Source organism: Pseudomonas viridiflava (genome assembly GCF_003702045.1).
In the GTDB taxonomy this organism is placed as follows: Bacteria; Pseudomonadota; Gammaproteobacteria; order Pseudomonadales; family Pseudomonadaceae; genus Aquipseudomonas; species Aquipseudomonas viridiflava_C.
Window position 1 is genome coordinate 59,293 of sequence record NZ_RBTP01000076.1, and the last position, 14,683, is coordinate 73,975.

Consider the following 14,683-nt stretch of genomic DNA (forward strand, 5'->3'; position numbering starts at 1 on the left):
ATCCACGCGGAGCGTGGGCACGATCATCTGGCGTGCCAGCCACCTGCGAACACTGTCTCAATCCGAACGTCTATTTGCGCGCTTTGTAATAAATGTAACCTTGATTGTTATATAGTCGCGCCTGTTACAGCCCCCTCTCAATTGCCGTCGATGAGTGCCCAAATGTTCAACAAAGGACTGTTTTTGGCTTGCGCGCTTGCGCTGCTGAGCGCCTGCGATTCCTCCACGTCTGAAAAACCTGCGTCCACGACAGCACCTGCCACCCAGGCAGCGGCCGAGACGAAGCCCAAGCCTGAGGTAGACCTGGCCGCGCTGAGCAAGCGCTACGCAGGCCGCGAGCTGACGGTCATCGATGTGTCGGAAATCCAGGTCGAGGGAGCCAGTACCTTGTCGGTGAGCTTCTCCGTGCCCCTGGACCCGGAGCAAAAGTTTGGCGAAAAACTGCATCTGGTGGACAGCAAGAACGGCAAAATCGATGGCGCATGGGAGCTGTCCGACAACCTGATGGAGCTGCGTCTGCGCCATTTGGAGCCGCAACGCAAGCTGGTGCTGACCGTCGATGCCGGATTGCTGGCCGTCAACAAAGCCAAACTGGCTGCCGAGTTCATCAGTCGTCTGGAAACCCGTGACCTGCAACCCTCGGTAGGCTTTGCCAGCCGTGGCAGCCTGTTGCCGACCCGACTCGCCGAAGGCTTGCCGGTGATTGCGCTGAACGTCGATAAGGTCGACGTCGAGTTCTTCCGCGTCAAAGCGGACTCGATGCCCAATTTCCTCGCGCAGTGGGATGGCGCATCCAGCCTGTCCAGCTACAGCTCCGAAGAACTGCTGCCGATGGCTGATCTGGTGTACGGCGGCCGCTTCGACCTCAAGCCTGCCCGCAACACCCGCGAAACCCTGCTGCTGCCGATTGCAGGGATCAAGGCCCTGCAACAGCCAGGCGTTTATCTGGCCGTCATGCGCGCCTCGGGCACTTACAGCTATTCACAGCCTGCGACCCTGTTTACCCTCAGCGATATCGGCCTGTCGGTCCACCGTTACAGCAATCGTCTGGACGTATTCACCCAGGCGCTGGAGGGAGGCAAGGCCATCAGCGGCGTCAACATTGATGTCTACGATGACAACGGCAAGGTGGTTGCCCAAGGCAAGACCGAAGGCGACGGCCACACGCAACTGCCCTTGCCTGCCAAGGCGGCGGTCGTACTGGCGCACAAGGACGAACAGACCAGCATGCTGCGCCTGAACAGCTCAGCGCTGGACCTGGCCGAGTTCGACATATCAGGCCCTCAGGCGCACCCGCTACAGTTCTTCATCTTCGGCCCGCGCGACCTTTATCGTCCCGGCGAAACCGTGTTGCTCAACGGCCTGCTGCGCGATAACGACGGCAAGAACGTCAAGCCGCAGCCGATCACCGTGGAAGTGCGCCGCCCTGACGATCAGGTCAGCCGCAAGTTCGTCTGGGAAGCCGACAAAGACGGCTTCTACCAATATCAACTGCAGCTTGCCGACGAAGCCCCGACCGGGCGCTGGCAACTGGTGTTCGACCTGGGTGACGGCAAGCCGCAGCTTTACGAATTCAAGGTCGAGGATTTCCTGCCGGAGCGCCTGGCACTGGAGCTCAAGGGCAGCGACGTCCCCGTAGCACCTGCCGATAACCCACAGTTCGACATTACCGGCCGCTACCTCTATGGTGCGCCAGCGTCGGGTAATACCCTGACCGGCCAAGTGTACGTGCGCCCTCTTCGTGAAGCGGTGCCCAAGCTGCCGGGCTATCAGTTCGGCTCGATCACCGAAGAAGACCTCAAGCACGACGTCGATCTGGAGCCGGTCACTCTCGACCCCAACGGTCATACCACGCTCGACGTTGAAACCAAGTGGGCCGACGCCAAATCCCCGCTGCAACTGATCCTGCAAGCCAGTTTGCAAGAGTCCGGCGGTCGCCCGATCACGCGTCGGCTGGTGCAACCGATCTGGCCTGCAGAGCAGTTGCCCGGTGTGCGTGCGCTGTTCGGCAGCAGCTCTGGCGACGATGAGTACGGCGAAGAAGCCAGTCAAGGCCAAGCCCAGACCGATGGCGACGGCCCGGCCGAATTCGAAATCGTCATGGCAGACGCCGCAGGCAACAAACTGGCGGCCGACAACGTCAAGGTGCGCTTGATTCGCGAGCGCCGCGATTACTACTGGAACTACTCGGCCGATGATGGCTGGAGCTACCACTTCAACGAGAAATTCCTCAACCTGAACGAAGAAACCGTCAGCCTCAAGAAAGACTCAACGGTCAAGATCAGCTTTCCTGTCGAGTGGGGCCCTTACCGCGTCGAGGTGGAAGATCCGTCCACCGGCATGGTCAGCAGCATGCGTTTCTGGGCCGGTTATCGCTGGCAGGACAACACCGATGGCGGCGCAGTCCGGCCGGACCAGGTCAAGCTCGCACTGGACAAGCCAGCCTACAACGATGGCGACACCGCCAAAATCACAGTGACGCCGCCTGCCGCAGGTAAGGGTTATCTGCTGATCGAGTCGAGCGAAGGCCCGCTGTGGTGGAAGGAAATAGACGTGCCGGTCGAAGGCAAGTCGTTCGACATCCCGCTGGACAAGCAGTGGGCACGTCATGACCTGTACGTCACCGCACTGGTGGTCCGTCCCGGTGAGCGCAAAGCCAATGTCACGCCCAAGCGCGCCGTCGGCGTTCTGCACCTGCCGCTGGACCGTTCGCAGCGCAAGCTGGCGCTGACCGTCACTGCGCCAGAGAAGATGCGTCCCAAGCAACCGCTGAAACTCACGGTCGCTGCGAAAAACGCCGATGGCAGCGTGCCCAAACAGGTGCATGTGCTGGTTTCGGCTGTGGACGTGGGCATTCTGAACATCACCCGTTACGCCACGCCTGATCCGTTCGCCAGCCTGTTCGGTCGCAAGGAATACGGTGCCGACCAACTGGATGTCTATGGTCAGTTGATCGAAGCCGGTCAGGGTCGTCTGGCCAGCCTAGCCTTTGGTGGTGACGCCTTGGCCAAGGGCGGCAAACGCCCTGACACCAGCGTCACTATCGTTGCCCTGCAAAGTGCGCCCGTGACGCTGAACGACGCCGGTGAAGGCGAAGTCAGCGTGGACATTCCAGACTTCAACGGCGAATTGCGCGTCATGGCGCAGGCCTGGACTGAAGATCGCTATGGCATGGCCGAAGCGAAGACCGTGGTCGCCGCGCCGATCATTGCCGAACTGTCGACACCGCGCTTCCTGGCCGGTGGCGACCAGACCACGGTCGCGCTGGACGTCTCGAACCTGTCGGGCACCGCTCAAAAGCTTGACGTGAAAATCAGTGCCGAGGACCAGTTGAGCATTCCGGGTGGCGATCAGCTCAAGACGCTGCAACTCAAGCAAGGCCAACGCGCCACCCTGAAAATACCGGTGCTGGCGCAAGGCGGTCTGGGTCAAGGCAAGATCAAGGTGTTGGTGGAAGGCCTGAACCTGCCGGGCGAAAACCTGCCTGCCTTCTCGCGGGAGTGGACCGTCGGCGTGCGTCCGGCCTACCCGGCCCTGCTCAAGCATTACCGCACAACCCTGAACGATCAGCCGTGGAGCCTGCCCGAGGGAGCGCTGGAAGCCTTCGAGCCTGCCGGCCGCGAAGCCATGCTGTCGTTGTCTAGTCGTCCGCCGCTGAACCTGGGCGAGCAGATTCGGGCCCTCAAAGCCTACCCTTACGGTTGTTTGGAGCAGACCGCGAGCGGCCTGTACCCGTCGTTGTATGCCGATGCCGCTACGTTGAAGCGCTTGGGCCTGACCGGCGAGCCGGACGCCGAACGCAAGCGCAAGGTCGAAATCGGTATCGAGCGCCTGCTGAGCATGCAGCGTTACAACGGCAGCTTCGGGCTGTGGGGTTCGGACAGCGAAGAAGAATACTGGCTGACCGCTTACGTCACCGATTTCCTGCTGCGGGCACGTGATCAGGGCTATGCCGTTGCGCCGGACTCGCTGAAGAAAGCCAACGAACGCCTGCTGCGTTACTTGCAGGATGCCGGTCAGATTCAGGTCAACTACAGCCAGAACGCCGAGCACACCCGCTTTGCCGTTCAGGCCTATGCCGGTCTGGTGCTGTCGCGCAGTCAGCAGGCGCCGCTGGCGGCCCTGCGCAGCCTGTTCGACCGCCGCAGCGACGCACGCTCCGGCCTGCCGCTGGTGCAACTGGCCGTCGCCCTGGAAAAAATGGGCGACAAGCCACGTGCCGACCTGGCCCTGACGGCGGGTCTGGCGATCACTCGCAAGAACGAATGGCTGGCCGACTATGGCAGCTCGTTGCGTGACCAGGCACTGATTCTGGCGCTGCTGGAAGAAAACGACATGGCCAAGGACAAGCGCGATGACCGCCTCTTTGCCTTGGCCGATGAAGTGGCTGCCAATCGCTACCTGTCCACTCAGGAAAGCAACTCGCTGTTCCTGGCCGGTCGCAACCTGCTGAACAAGCCGGACAAGGACTGGGCGGCGAAACTCACCAGCGGCACTGAAACACGCGACCTGAGCAACAAACAGCCCGCCCTGAAACTCGACGGCCCGCTGCTGACGTCGCCACTCTCGGTCCACAACGAAGGCAGCGATCCGCTGTACCAGCAACTGACTGTATCGGGTTACCCGACTCAGGCACCGGTTGCCGGTGGCGAGAACCTCAGCATTCGCCGCGAGTACCTGAGCTTGAGCGGCGCGCCGCTGAACGTCGGCGCGTTGAAAACCGGGCAACTGGTGCTGGTGCATCTTGAAGTCAATGCGCGTCAGCGCGTACCGGATGCGCTGGTGGTGGACCTGCTACCTGCAGGGCTTGAGCTGGAAAACCAGAACCTGGCACAAAGCTCGGCCAGTCTGGCAGACGCCAGCGAAGAGGTGAAAACCATTCGCGAGTCGATGGAAAACGCCGGCATCAAGCATCAGGAATATCGGGGCGATCGTTACGTGGCCGCGCTGGATATCAACGGTGGCACCAGTGTGCACCTGTTGTACCTGGCCCGCGCCGTGACGCCAGGCACTTACCGTGTGCCGCCGCCGCAGGTTGAGTCGATGTATCGTCCTAACTGGCAGGCCTTGGGTGATGCGCCTGCGCAGATGGTCGTGAAGGGCAAGTGATCTGCCTTACGTGCCCGCTTGCGCAGGGGCACGTTGCAGGGTGACGGGTTGAATCAGTGAATGATCCAGCTCAGCAGCCACAGGCCCAGTGCCAGCCAGATGATCCCCAAGACAATCGACGCTCGCATGAAAGCCCGAACGGCGGAATACAGCAGCATCAGCCCGATGACCAGTGCCACAATGCTGATCAGCGAGGTGTCCATGCCCAATGTGCGGGACAATCCGTCGACGAAGTTGCCGCCCGCGTGGGTGAATCCATTGAACAGCCACGCCAGGCCATCGACGAAGAAGCGGATCACCGCGCCGATTGCCTGCCCGAGCCATTCAAAAAAGCCTTCTACCTGCATATGTCCATCCTGATTGGGGCCATGAATAAAATGATCTGTGCGCTTTGGCTGTCGCCAGGCGTGTCAGGTTCCGTGGATGATAAAGGCTCTTTGCATTGAAACCTGAATTTCTTGTGCGATGGATGCACAACCTGAGCCAGCCCGGAACACCTGCGCCGGGCTCGTTGCGACATTCACGCCTGTACAGATGCCTGCGCGCAGCCATTTGCGTGGTGTTGCTGCTGATCGCCCTGCTTTGGCTGGCCGACCGCATCTGGCCCCTGCCACTGCCCAAGGACGATCTGGCCCGCGTGGTGCTGGCCGAGGACGGCACGCCGTTGTGGCGCTTTGCCGATGCCAACGGCGTGTGGCGCTACCCGGTCAGCAACGAGCAGGTGTCGCCGTACTACCTTGAAGCGCTGCTGACCTATGAGGATCGCTGGTTCTACAGCCACCCCGGCGTGAACCCGCTGGCGCTGGTGCGCGCCACTTGGCAGAACGTCAGCGGTGCGCGGGTGGTGTCGGGCGGCAGCACGCTGTCGATGCAGGTTGCACGCTTGCTCGACCCACACTCACGCACGATGCTCGGCAAATTGCGCCAATTGTGGCGCACGGCACAGCTGGAATGGCACCTGTCCAAGGACCAGATCCTCGGCATCTACCTCAATCGCGCCCCGTTCGGCGGCACGTTGCAAGGGGTGGCCGCCGCCAGTTGGGCGTATCTGGGCAAGTCGCCACACAACCTGACCCGTGCCGAAGCGGCGCTGTTGGCGGTGTTGCCGCAGGCACCAAGCCGTCTACGCCCGGATCGTCATCCACAACGGGCCCAAGTGGCGCGGGACAAGGTGCTCAGGCGTCTGGCCGAGTTTCAGGTGTGGCCGCAAAGCAGCGTGGACGAGGCGCTTGAAGAACCGCTGTGGTTGGCGCCGCGTCAGGAACCGAGCCTTGCCCCGCTGCTGGCCCGTCGCCTGAATCGTCCGAACAGCCCGCCACTGATCCGCACCACGCTGGATGCCAGTCTGCAACGGCGGATGGAAGACCTGCTGCTGGGATGGCGCGCACGTCTGCCGGAACGAACGTCAGCGGCCATTCTAGTGGTCGAGGCCGAGACAATGGCGGTGCGCGCCTATGTAGGGTCGGTCGACATCAATGATGCCAAGCGCTTCGGCCATGTGGACATGATCACCGCACTGCGTTCGCCGGGCTCGACGCTGAAGCCGTTCTTGTATGGCATGGCGATGGACGCCGGGCTCATTCACTCCGAATCGCTGCTGCAGGATGTGCCACGTCGGTATGGCGATTATCGCCCGGGCAACTTTTCGACCGGTTTCGGCGGCCCGATAGCGGCCAGTTCCGCGTTGTCGATGTCGCTCAACCTGCCGGCGGTGCAGTTGCTGGAAGTGTACGGACCGAAACGTTTTGCCGCCGAACTGCGCAATGGCGGTGTCCCGCTGACCCTGCCGCCCTTGGCCGAACCGAATCTGGCACTGATTCTGGGAGGCGCGGGCAGCCGGCTGGAAGAACTGGTGGCCGGGTACAGCGCGTTCGCTCGCGGCGGACGCAGTGCCGATCTGCGCTTGCAACCACAGGACCGCCTGCGCGAGCGGCGCATGATGTCGCCGGGGGCGGCGTGGATTGTTCGGCGGATTCTCAGCGGTCAGTCACGGCCGGACATCGACCCGCGTGCCGAGTTGGTTCAGCGTCCACAGTTGGCCTGGAAGACGGGCACCAGTTATGGTTTTCGGGATGCCTGGGCCATTGGCGTCGGGCCGCGCTTTCTGGTGGGTGTCTGGATCGGCAGGCCGGACGGCACACCGGTGCCTGGACAATTCGGACTGGCCTCGGCAGCGCCTCTGATGCTCCAGGTACACGATGTGCTGGTCAATCGAGACAGTCAGCGTGGCATCGCCGCGCCGGTACAGCCGGTGCCGATGAATGTGGGGGTGGCCGCCATCTGTTGGCCGCTGGGCCAGCCAATGAGCAAGAGCGACCCGAACTGTCGTCGCCAACGCTTTGCATGGACGCTGGACGGCACCACGCCGCCTACGTTGCAAGCCGCCGATCAACCGTTGGGGCTGGGATTGCAGGAGAGAATCTGGACCAATGCCAAGGGATTGCGGGTCGCGGCCGGTTGCCCGGATGCTCAGCCACACGACATCGCCGTGTGGCCTGCGCCGCTGGAACCCTGGCTGCCCAAAGCCGAGCGCCGCGAGGCCCGACTGCCCGCCGCCGACCCTGACTGCCCGCCGCAGAACCTCAACCTCGCTCCGCCCTTGAGCATCGTCGGCGTACGCGAGGGCGACCACCTGCGCCTGCCCGCCGGCAGCCTACAGACCTTGCGCCTCAAGCTCTCGGCGCTGGGCGGCAGTGGCAGACGATGGTGGTTCATCGATGGCGCGCAGGTAGCAGATACCGACAACCAGCAGGACTTCGCCCCGACCCTGAACCGGCTGGGGCGCTATCAACTGAGCGTGCTCGACGAAAGCGGTCAGACGGCGCGGGTGGAATTCAGCGTGGTGGATTGAGGCTCCCCTAATGATCGTTCCTACGCTCTACGCTGACACGATCAGGTAAACCGTTAAGGAAACGCTGCGTCCGCCAAAACGGTCAGCCACTGACTCACTGAACCTGAAAGATCTTCGGCTCGGGAAACAGGTTGTTGAGGGTTTCCAGCAGGCGCACGTGGTAGATGGGTTTGCGGAACAGGTCCAGCACCTGCAACCGCAACATGTCGCTCACATCGTCCATGTCAGCATGGCCGGAGGTAACGATCACCGGCAGGTGCTGGCGCGAGGTGTGTTCCCTCAGGTGTCTGATCAACTGAAGACCACTTTCCTCGGGCATGCGCAGATCCGTGATGACCAATGCGATGTCGGGGTGAAGGGTCAATTGCTGCAGGGCCATCTTGACCGACGATGCCGTGAAGCAGCAGAACCCCTCGCCTTCGAGCAGCTCTGCCAACTCTTCGTTGGCGTCTTCTTCATCATCAACCAGAAGCAACTGCTGGCGGGTAGGCTGGACGGCCATTGTGAACACCTTTAAACATGAGTCGTCGCAAGCAGGATATCCAGATTTCCACGAGTGAAAAAGAGCCTCACGGACAACAACCGCTTAAATCACAGCGCATCGTGGATCTGAGCAAACAATGCGGAAACCTTCCCACTGATAGTAGGCACAAACGCGACAATCGCCACCGCTACCATCGCCGCCAGCAGCGCATATTCAATACCTGACGCCCCCTCCCTGTCCTTGATGAACGAACTGATCCGGGTGTAACACTGCACATAAAGCACTGTAAGGAACATCTTATTTCTCCTTGCGCCCAGGAAAGGCGCGACATGCGCAACACATGTGAAACCGTCTGCATCTACAGCATTGTCCCCAATTCTTAAACCCACAATCGTAATAAAGCATTAGTCGCAAAGTAATAAGCAGCCGACTGAGCACAGGCTGAATCGCGGTTACGCCCGGATGACAGCGCACTTATCGAGCATGCTTGAGGACGCAATCCGACAAAGGTGCAAGGTACTTTCGCAAGCCCTTTGATGGCGTTCTGAACACGTTGAGCTACTTTCATAGAACGAAACGGATGAGTTCATCCTTGCCCTCTTGCGCGTTCACGCAGTGGGCCGGGTAGTTGTGCGATGACAAAGGGAAAGTTGCCATGAGCAGTCGTATTACCATGGTGCTCGCTGTGCTGTTTCTGCTCGGGGCCGTAGTCGCCGGGTATTTGGGGATCATTGTCAGCAGGCAACCTGAAGCGCCGCCTGCTGTGGCCGCTCCGTCAGTCGAGAAGGAAACAGTCGAGGCGATCCAGGCCCCTTCACCGCCTCCAGTGCCTGTCGAAGACGCCATGCGCCAGAGCGTCGTGGTGTTGGCCCGCAACGTTCCAGCCTACGCGTCGATTACGGCGCAAGACCTTACTGTCGAGCACCTCAAGGTCGCCCCGGCAGGCAGCTTCGACACCATTGACAAGGTCGTGGGCCGCACCAGCTGGCGCACCCTGACCGCTGGCAGCTGGCTGAACGAGAGCAGTTTCGAAGCCGGGGGCACGCTGGCACGCATGATCCGCCCGCAGGAACGTGCCTTGGCGCTGTCAGTGGATGAAGTGACCAGCGCCGCCGGCCAGTTGAGTCCCGGCGACTACGTGGATGTGCTGCTGTATTTGCCTAACGACGCCGACAATCTCCATCGCTCAGGTCAAGTGGTGGTGCCTGCGCTACGCGTCCTGGGTGTGGGCGAGTTGCTAGGCAACGACCTTGACGGCAAGCCGGTTCAGTCCGTCAGCCCCGATGAGCGCATCAAACAGGAAGAGCGCCGCGTCACGGCACGCACGGTGGTCGTCGCCGTACCACAGGCATTGCTCGGCCGTCTGATGCTCGCCACCCAGAGCGGCGTACTGCGCCTGGCAGTGCGCAGCGCCTCGGAAGGCAATCTGCAGGATTACTGGGCCAGTGAGAGCACTACGCGCATGGCGGCTGAACGGCTGGATTCGGCTAATCGCCAGTTGGTGACGTTCAGCCAATTGAGCCTGAGCCCCAAGGTCGGGCCTGCACAAGCCGGTACGCCCCAAGCAAAACATGCCGTCGAGGTCATACGCGGTAATACGATCACGCAACAAACTCCCTGATTGAGCAAGGATTGCCTTTGATGAGCTGTTGTTCTGTGCCAGTAACAAAACGCACGCTGCTGGTGTTGATGGTGACTGCACTGTCCACGCAATCGATCTGGGCTGCGTCCGCCCCGTGTGACGGGCTGGCAGCGTTACCGGCAGTCGTGGAAGTGAGTCAGGGTGTGCAACAGAACGTCCAGTCGCCCGTGGCGATCACCCGCATCGCCGTGGGCGACCCGAAAGTGGCCGATGTACACGTCAGCAGCGATGACGGCTTTCTGCTGACCGGGGTGTCGCCCGGCACCACCAGCCTGATGGTCTGGACCGCGTGTTCCAAGGCGCCGCGCCAAAGCATGGTGTTCGTGCGCGGCCGGGCAACGGCGTCGATGGTCGATGCACAGCCCCTGCCTTCTACCGATGCCCAACTGCCAAGCCAGGTGCAGACCGACATTCGCTTCGTCGAAGTCAGCCGCCGCAAGCTGAAGGAGGCCAGCACCTCGATCTTCGGCAAAGGCTCGAACAACTTCCTGTTCGGCGGCCCCGGTACGGTGCCGGGGGTGAACGTGACGCCGGGCTCCGTAAGCGCCACCCGACCGAATATTGCGCTGAACAACGAAACGTTCAACATTGTCTGGGGCGGCGGCAGCAGCAAAGTGCTGGGCATGATCAACGCAATGGAGAACAGCGGCTTTGCCTATACCCTGGCGCGGCCGAGCCTGGTGGCCTTGAACGGGCAAAGCGCGAGCTTTCTGGCCGGTGGCGAATTCCCGGTGCCGGTGCCCAACGGCGAAGGCAACGGCATCTCCATTGAGTACAAGGAGTTCGGCGTGCGCCTGACCCTGACTCCCACCGTGGTCGGCCGTGACCGGATTCTGCTCAAGGTCGCCCCTGAGGTCAGTGAACTGGATTTTACCGCCGGGATTACCATCGCAGGCACCACGGTTCCGGCCCTGAACATTCGCCGCACCGACACCAGCATCTCGCTGGCGGACGGCGAAAGTTTCGTGGTCAGCGGCCTGATCAGCTCCAGCAATGTGTCGTCTGTGGATAAGTTTCCCGGACTGGGCGATATCCCGATCCTGGGGGCGTTCTTTCGCAGCTCGCAGATACAGCGCGAAGAACGCGAACTGCTGATGATCGTCACACCGCACCTCGTTCAGCCGCTGGCCGCCAACGCGCAATTGCCCTCACTGCCGGGCGAAGGCCTGCGCAACTATGACCCAAGCTTTCTGCGCATGTATTTCCTTGAAAACGGCGATTTCGACCGCCGCGACGGGTTATCCCAATGAGCCAGAGCCTGAGCCAGACGTTTCTGGCGATCACCCGCAACACCACTGACCTTGAATGGCTGCAAGGCGCACTCGGCTCGCTGGGCCAAGTGGTCAGCGCGGGCAGCGGGAGTCTGGATGACCTGCTGGCGCTGGTGGACGTCACGTTCGCCAGCGTCGTGTTCGTGGGGCTGGACCGCGAACACCTGATGAACCAGAGCGCCTTGATCGAAGGCGCCCTGGAAGCCAAGCCAATGCTGGCAATTGTCGCACTGGGCGACGGCATGGATAACCAGCTGGTACTCAACGCCATGCGTGCAGGGGCGAGGGATTTTGTGGCGTATGGTTCGCGTTCCAGCGAAGTGGCGGGTCTGGTTCGTCGCCTGAGCAAACGTCTGCCCGCCGTAGCACCCAACCCCAACATGAGCGGCCTGTCGATGCTGTATGGCGCGCAGAGCGACGGTGACGGCGCACTGATTTCCACGCACTTGGCGATGGTGGTGCAAAAAACCGGACAACGCGCCCTGTTGCTGGATCTGGGTCTGCCACGCGGCGACAGCCTGGCCATGCTGGGCCTGGAATCGTCATTCAGCTTCGGCGACGCCCTGCGCCACCTGCGAAGGCTCGACTCGACCCTGATCGACAGCGCCTTTACCACCCACCAGAGTGGCTTGCGCATCCTGGCCTACACCGAAGCGGACGATCATCTGGAGCAATCCAGCGCCGCCGAGCTGTACATGCTGCTCAGCGCCTTGCGTCAGCACTTTCAACACGTGATCGTGAACCTGGTCGGCCAGCCGGACAGCGAGGCGTTGCGTACGCTCGTCAGCCATTGCGACCAATTGCTGTGGTACTCGGACCAAAGCGTAATGGGCTGTCGACGCAACCTCAACGTACTGACCCTGTGGCGCGAAAAAGGCATGAAGCTGCAGCATGCCGGGCTGTTGGTGGACCGCTACCTGCGCGCGGTCGCCCCTAACTCGGAGACCATCGGCAAGACATTCGGCCTGCCCATCCGTGCCGTGCTGCCCTACGCCCCGGAGTTGCGCCTGAACGCCAAGAACCAGGGCGTGACCCTGTTCGACCTGGCGTCGCGGGATGCGCTGTGTTCCGGCCTGCGCAAACTGGGCGAGCACCTGGCGCACAACTCCGAAGCCTATGAAAAGCCTGACCAAGGCTGGCTGGCCCGTCTGTGGGAGAAAAGGTAATGCCCGAAAAACTGTTTGGCATTTCGTCGCGTTCACAAAACAGTGCCGATGACGGTCAAGGCCTGAAACTGGTGTTGCATCGCTACATCATCGACGGCATCGAGGAGAGCGGCAAAAACTTGCTGGAAGGGTCACGCCCGGTCCTGGCCCAGTTTGTCATCGACAAGGTCGCCGAATATGTCGCTCGCCTGAGACTGGCGATCTCACGCTATGAAATGGAGCGCCTGGCAGAGGAGCTGGTCGACGAGCTGACCGGTTTCGGGCCGCTGGAAGTGCTGCTGCGTGATGACTCGGTCACGGAGATTCTGGTCAACGGACCCAACAAGGTCTTCGTCGAGCGTGACGGGGTGCTGCATCACACCGACCTGCGCTTCATCGATTCACACCACGTCGAGCGTGTCATGCAGCGCATTCTGGCCCCGCTCGGACGCAGGCTCGACGAGTCGTCACCGATGGTGGATGCCCGCCTGCCCGACGGTAGCCGGGTCAATGCCATCATCCCGCCCATCGCCCTGGACGGGCCGTGCCTGTCGATCCGGAAATTTCGCCGGGAAATGTTCAAGAGCGCTGACCTGGTGGCAATGCAAACCATCGACCAGCCGATCTTCGATTTCTTCGCCGAGGCCGTGGGCAAGCGCTGCAACGTGCTGGTCAGCGGCGGCACCGGCACCGGCAAGACGACGATGCTTAACGTGCTCAGCCAGTTGATCGACACGCATCAGCGCCTGGTGACTATCGAAGACGTGGCCGAACTGCAGCTCAACCACCCGCACGTGGTGCGCCTGGAAACCCGCCCGCCTAACGCCGAAGGTCATGGTGAAATCCGCGCCAGCGACCTGATCCGCAACTCCCTGCGGATGCGCCCGGACCGCATCATTCTTGGCGAGATTCGAGGCGTCGAGGTGCTGGACGTACTCACGGCCATGAACACGGGTCACGATGGTTCGATGAGCACGGTGCATGCCAACAATGCGCAGGATGCGCTGCTGCGGCTGGAAACCCTGGTGGGCCTGACCGGTCGGCAGATTCCGGAAAAGACCCTCCGGCAGATGATCTGCGCCGCGCTGGACGTGATCATCCAGTTGACCCGCCTGCCAGACGGACGCCGTGCGGTCAGCGAGGTGGTGGAAGTGGTCGGCATTCGCGATGACGTCTACGTCACCAACACCCTGTTCCGTCTCGATCGCCGCACCGGCATCGGGTTTCAGCGCGAGGCCATGCACGCCGCGGGCGAAAAACTGCGACCCGGCTATTGAAACGAAGGAGGCCATGACATGAGTGCGTCATTGTGGCTGGCGATCATCGCCGTGCTGCTGCTCGGCACCTCGGCCTGGCTGTTTCTGCTGGCTTTGAGCCGGAGCGACAGCGAGCGCGTCATGGAGCGCCTCATTGCAGGGCAGGTGCAACCGGCCACGGTAACGCCGGGCTGGGTGTATCTGGACCGGGCCTTCCTGCGCGCAGGCCTTGGCCATCCTACCGAGCGAGTGCGTCTGCTGCTGCTGACGTGGGTGGCAACCATTGTGATCGGCTACGCGCTGTTTGACGGGTTCGGTGCGGTGGCCGGACTGATCGGTATGCCGATGCTACTGCGACTTTTCGTGTCCTGGCGCTACCACAAGCGGGTGCGGCGTATGGTCGAGCAATTGCCACAATTGCTTGACCACACGGTGCGCAGCCTCAAATCCGGCAGAACCCTCGCGGACGCGGTCCTGCACGGGATCGAAGCCGCAGACCAGCCGCTGAAGGACGGCATGAGCCGCATCGAACGCAACGTGCAACTCGGCGTCAGCCTGCCGGATGCCGCCCGGGACTTTGCCGAACTGTATGAGCGAGACGAGTTTCATCTGTTCGCCTTGGGCTTGCGCGTCAACCACCGCTATGGCGGCAACGCCAGCGAACTGATGGAAAACCTGATCCGGCTGATTCGCGAGCGGGAACAGGCCAGCCGACAACTGCGCGCCATGACCGGCGAAACGCGTATGACCTCAATCGTGCTGGCCCTGCTGCCTGTCGGCATGGCCGGTTACTTTCTGGCGGTCAACCCCACTTACCTGATCCACATGTGGAACGATGGCGGCGGCAGAACCCTGCTGATGGCCGCGTTCATTCTGCAAGTGGTGGGCTGTCTGGCGCTCTGGCGCATGTTGCGGAGTATCTGAA

General features: G+C 61.8%; 10 protein-coding genes. 7 read left to right on the forward strand and 3 right to left on the reverse strand.

Going from position 1 to position 14,683, the window contains the following annotated elements; all coding sequences use genetic code 11:
* Window positions 1-162: 162 nt before the first annotated feature.
* Window positions 163-5,109, forward strand: coding sequence for an alpha-2-macroglobulin (locus ALP40_RS23220; RefSeq protein WP_122210491.1), 4,947 nt, complete (start codon window positions 163-165; stop codon window positions 5,107-5,109).
* A gap of 53 nt (window positions 5,110-5,162) precedes the next feature.
* Here the strand turns inward: ALP40_RS23220 and ALP40_RS23225 are convergent, their stop codons facing one another.
* Window positions 5,163-5,456: a hypothetical protein gene (locus tag ALP40_RS23225; protein WP_122210492.1), complete on the reverse strand. Its 294-nt coding sequence runs from the start codon at window positions 5,454-5,456 to the stop codon at window positions 5,163-5,165.
* A gap of 95 nt (window positions 5,457-5,551) precedes the next feature.
* Here ALP40_RS23225 and pbpC point away from each other — a divergent pair, with 95 nt between their 5' ends.
* A complete protein-coding gene (pbpC, locus tag ALP40_RS23230; protein WP_409077538.1) occupies window positions 5,552-7,960 on the forward strand; it encodes a peptidoglycan glycosyltransferase PbpC in 2,409 nt (802 codons plus the stop codon).
* A gap of 94 nt (window positions 7,961-8,054) precedes the next feature.
* On the opposite strand, the gene ALP40_RS23235 is transcribed toward pbpC, so the two are convergent.
* Together ALP40_RS23235 and ALP40_RS23240 are read right to left on the reverse strand one after the other, a co-directional pair.
* The gene (locus tag ALP40_RS23235; protein ID WP_122210493.1) at window positions 8,055-8,462 is read right to left on the reverse strand and encodes a response regulator; all 408 of its coding nucleotides are present in this window, start codon (window positions 8,460-8,462) and stop codon (window positions 8,055-8,057) included.
* 89 nt (window positions 8,463-8,551) lie between these two features.
* Complete coding sequence (locus tag ALP40_RS23240; protein WP_122210494.1) at window positions 8,552-8,740, reverse strand: Flp family type IVb pilin; 189 nt, start codon at window positions 8,738-8,740, stop codon at window positions 8,552-8,554.
* Between the two features lie 359 nt (window positions 8,741-9,099).
* On the opposite strand from ALP40_RS23240, the gene cpaB reads away from it, so the two are divergent.
* The 5 genes from cpaB to ALP40_RS23265 are packed head-to-tail and all read left to right on the forward strand — an operon-like array spanning window position 9,100 to window position 14,682.
* The gene (gene cpaB, locus ALP40_RS23245) at window positions 9,100-10,065 is read left to right on the forward strand and encodes a Flp pilus assembly protein CpaB (RefSeq protein ID WP_122210495.1); all 966 of its coding nucleotides are present in this window, start codon (window positions 9,100-9,102) and stop codon (window positions 10,063-10,065) included.
* A gap of 20 nt (window positions 10,066-10,085) precedes the next feature.
* Entirely contained in the window at window positions 10,086-11,336 is a 1,251-nt protein-coding gene (locus tag ALP40_RS23250; RefSeq protein WP_122210496.1) for a type II and III secretion system protein family protein, read from the forward strand.
* Window positions 11,333-12,523 (forward strand): pilus assembly protein, encoded by a 1,191-nt coding sequence (locus ALP40_RS23255; protein WP_122210497.1) that lies wholly within the window; start codon window positions 11,333-11,335, stop codon window positions 12,521-12,523. Before ALP40_RS23250 ends, ALP40_RS23255 begins: the two co-directional genes overlap by 4 nt.
* A complete protein-coding gene (locus ALP40_RS23260; RefSeq protein WP_122210498.1) occupies window positions 12,523-13,779 on the forward strand; it encodes a CpaF family protein in 1,257 nt (418 codons plus the stop codon). The genes ALP40_RS23255 and ALP40_RS23260 overlap by 1 nt, the downstream gene beginning before the upstream one ends.
* Window positions 13,780-13,797: 18 nt before the next feature.
* Window positions 13,798-14,682: a type II secretion system F family protein gene (locus tag ALP40_RS23265; protein ID WP_122210499.1), complete on the forward strand. Its 885-nt coding sequence runs from the start codon at window positions 13,798-13,800 to the stop codon at window positions 14,680-14,682.
* The last annotated feature ends 1 nt before the right edge of the window (window position 14,683 follow it).

Bases quoted from the DNA above. Each gene is read 5' to 3' on its own strand.
- ALP40_RS23220 (WP_122210491.1), top strand. From the start codon at position 163: ATGTTCAACAAAGGACTGTTTTTGGCTTGCGCGCTTGCGCTGCTGAGC.
- ALP40_RS23225 (WP_122210492.1), bottom strand. From the start codon at position 5,456: ATGCAGGTAGAAGGCTTTTTTGAATGGCTCGGGCAGGCAATCGGCGCG.
- ALP40_RS23235 (WP_122210493.1), bottom strand. From the start codon at position 8,462: ATGGCCGTCCAGCCTACCCGCCAGCAGTTGCTTCTGGTTGATGATGAA.
- ALP40_RS23240 (WP_122210494.1), bottom strand. From the start codon at position 8,740: ATGTTCCTTACAGTGCTTTATGTGCAGTGTTACACCCGGATCAGTTCG.
- cpaB (WP_122210495.1), top strand. From the start codon at position 9,100: ATGAGCAGTCGTATTACCATGGTGCTCGCTGTGCTGTTTCTGCTCGGG.
- ALP40_RS23250 (WP_122210496.1), top strand. From the start codon at position 10,086: ATGAGCTGTTGTTCTGTGCCAGTAACAAAACGCACGCTGCTGGTGTTG.
- ALP40_RS23255 (WP_122210497.1), top strand. From the start codon at position 11,333: ATGAGCCAGAGCCTGAGCCAGACGTTTCTGGCGATCACCCGCAACACC.
- ALP40_RS23260 (WP_122210498.1), top strand. From the start codon at position 12,523: ATGCCCGAAAAACTGTTTGGCATTTCGTCGCGTTCACAAAACAGTGCC.
- ALP40_RS23265 (WP_122210499.1), top strand. From the start codon at position 13,798: ATGAGTGCGTCATTGTGGCTGGCGATCATCGCCGTGCTGCTGCTCGGC.